The organism is Endozoicomonas sp. SESOKO4, from assembly GCF_024606275.1.
This window is the reverse complement of the sequence record NZ_JAHHPS010000602.1, coordinates 1-2,714: the sequence shown is the minus strand read 5'-3', so window position 1 is coordinate 2,714 and position 2,714 is coordinate 1. Positions and strand designations below refer to the sequence as shown.

Genomic DNA, 2,714 nt, shown 5'->3' with positions numbered 1-2,714 from the left:
TATTACCGTGAAAAGTGATTTCCACACCAGGCGAAGAAGCGGCTGTCAATCGCTCTTTGTCAATGATGAGGTTCTCCTGACAGCCGCTGCCTCGGCTTACATCCAGGTTCATGTCCTGGGAGAGGATTTACAACAGCAGGCTCTTAATGACCTGTTGGCATACAGCAAACCCGTTGGCTATGTTGTACACGCCGAGGATGATACAGAGGTCTACCCTGTGCCTCCGGGTTATCCAAAGCTGGAAGTATCAGAAGCTCCGGGGGAGGTTATTGTTTTCCATGGTCAGAAGCAGAATCCGCATGACATCGCTTTCGTAGAAAACCTCTATAAACTCTGGGTAAAAGCCTGGCTTAACAACCGCACCCCCGCAGCAGCAACACGAGTTAACAAATATAAGGTCAAAAGCTACCAGTACGTCATTCGCAGCAGGCAGATGGAGCTGTTGGATCAGTTTGCCAATCAGCTGGCCGCTCATCCCAATGCTGAGCTTGACGAAGATCAACTGATGATGCTTGCAGACTATGAATCTCTCCAGCAGGCATTGAGTAGCGCCACCCCGGACGCGGCAGATGAATTTCAACTTGCAATAAGACACATCAAAGTTGCCGAGTCGATTATCACGTCACCCTGGATTCAGGTTCAACTCGCAAAACATTTCGGCTTCAAACCCGCACTGAGAAATCTTCTGACTAACGAGCATTTTCTCAAAGAATTTATGTCCATTGTCAACGGCGAGGCGGCCAATGCTTTTGACTACGACGAAGAGTTTGCCAGCAAAATCGTTGCCGACATGACCAGGCAAATACTTGAGAGGGAAAGCAGACAAAAGGAGCTACAGACGAAAGAAGTACGACTCGCCCAGCTCAAAAAGCTTTACCATCTCGAAATGGATAAAGCCAACCCCAATGATGAGGAACAACTGACAACGCAACGACACTATCAGAACATTGAGGGTGAGCTTGCAGAGGTTCGTGTCAAACTGGAAGATCTGAAAAACCAGGAACGGAAACTTCAGCGGGAAGTCAAACGAATTCCAGAGCTGGAACAACAAGTTCGTGATGCCAGAAAAGAAGCCAGTAATCATTACAACGCTCAATTTGCAAAAGAGCTTGGTATTGTTAACTGGGATGACACCCAGCCACAAAAAGAGCAAGCCAGACGCATCACAGGGAAACTTAATGAAATCTTCAGAGCCGTTGCCGCAACAAAACAGCCTGAGGAAGAAGCTGTAAAAACAAACCTCGCCGCTATTGAAGTCCAGCTCGGTATTGCTCCAGACAATGAAAACGATCTGGATGCCCGCTTTCAGTCCATTCAACGGCATCTGCAACAGAAGGAAAAATTAACCGATGAGGCAATCTGGAATAGACTGATTGTCATTGAACAGCTCGGAGAGCAACATCTTCAGCATTTACAAAAGCTGAAAAAACAGAAAAACTGGCTACAGGAACTTCAGCAGGAACTTGATCGAACTCCAGCGCTGAGACGAGAAGTTCGTGATCCTATAGAAAAGACCATAACCGATTACTACGTTCAACTGGCAGAAGGGCTTGGTATTAGCAACTGGGTTGTGACCGAGCCATTTGAAGAACAAGCCAGACTCATCAGAAAGAACATTCATAAAATCAAAAGATCGGGAAAGTCCCGGAAAAAAGCTGTAATAGAAAAACTGGCGGCCGTTGAAGGCCAGTACAACATCTTTCCCAACAATGAAAACGATCTGGAAGCTCGCTTTCAGTCCATTGAACAGCACCTGCAACAGCACCTGCAACAACAAACAGAACTCATCGAAGGGGTAATACGAAATAGACTGGCTAACCTTGAAGTTCAGCTGGGTCTGGTTCCGGGTGACGAAGAGCAAATGGCATACCGTCAAGACCTCATTCGGCAGCACTTAAGGCAGCAGATAGATCAGGTCGACCAGGATTACCTTCGGCAACAGAGCATCAAAACAGGCGCTGAAAAAATAGCTGCAACCAAAGCTCGATTTGCAAGCATTGCCAAACATTTAAACATTCAGAACTTTGATGACAATGAAGATATTGAGACCCAGCAAAAACGTCTGATTCAGAGAATTCAGACACTGAATACTCACGCCGCCAAGGAAGAAACGTTCGTCAAACTCAGGCAGGAAGCTATGGCGACGGTTCTTGGCCTTGAACTGAATGAAGACAGCACATTAGAAGACCGCCAGGAACTGATAGAACATCGTCAGCTCAGGCTCTACAGACTTGCAGATTTCGAAAAAGAACTGGAACACATCTCAGTATCAGGCCATCCGATAACCACGCTTTCGGAATTGGAAGATGTACTACAAGACATCAGAACACCAGGCCACCCCAGATTCAAACCTGAAGTACTTGATAAACAGTGCCGTCGAAGAAGCTCTGGAAATGAGGGAACTCAATAGCGAGGATGATGAGTACTATCGTCGTCAGGCTATTTCAAGGGACATTCAGACATACATCAGCGAAGCCAGAGAGCGGGCAGAAGAAGACGCGCAAGATGTACTGAGAGCCGTAGAAGAAATACTCGGGATCAATGTCAATGAAAGTGATGACAAAGGAAAACGACTTGACAGGATTCTTGCAAAACTTGCCGACGATGAAGTTACCGAAAAAAAACTGAGTGATATACATAATGCCCTCTGGGGAGAAGAAGACTTCTCTACTGCGCTCAAGCTGGGTTTTAGCTTTCGGATTGATGTCTTTGGA

Annotated in this window: 2 protein-coding genes; both read left to right on the top strand. The window is 46.4% G+C overall.

From position 1 onward, the window contains the following. Positions 1 to 2,410: hypothetical protein (locus KDK16_RS11755; RefSeq protein ID WP_257276263.1), on the top strand; the 2,410-nt coding region annotated here is incomplete at its 5' end. Next, a partial coding sequence (locus KDK16_RS11750) for a hypothetical protein (protein WP_257276262.1) occupies positions 2,394 to 2,714 on the top strand: 321 nt, incomplete at its 3' end. The genes KDK16_RS11755 and KDK16_RS11750, both read left to right, overlap by 17 nt.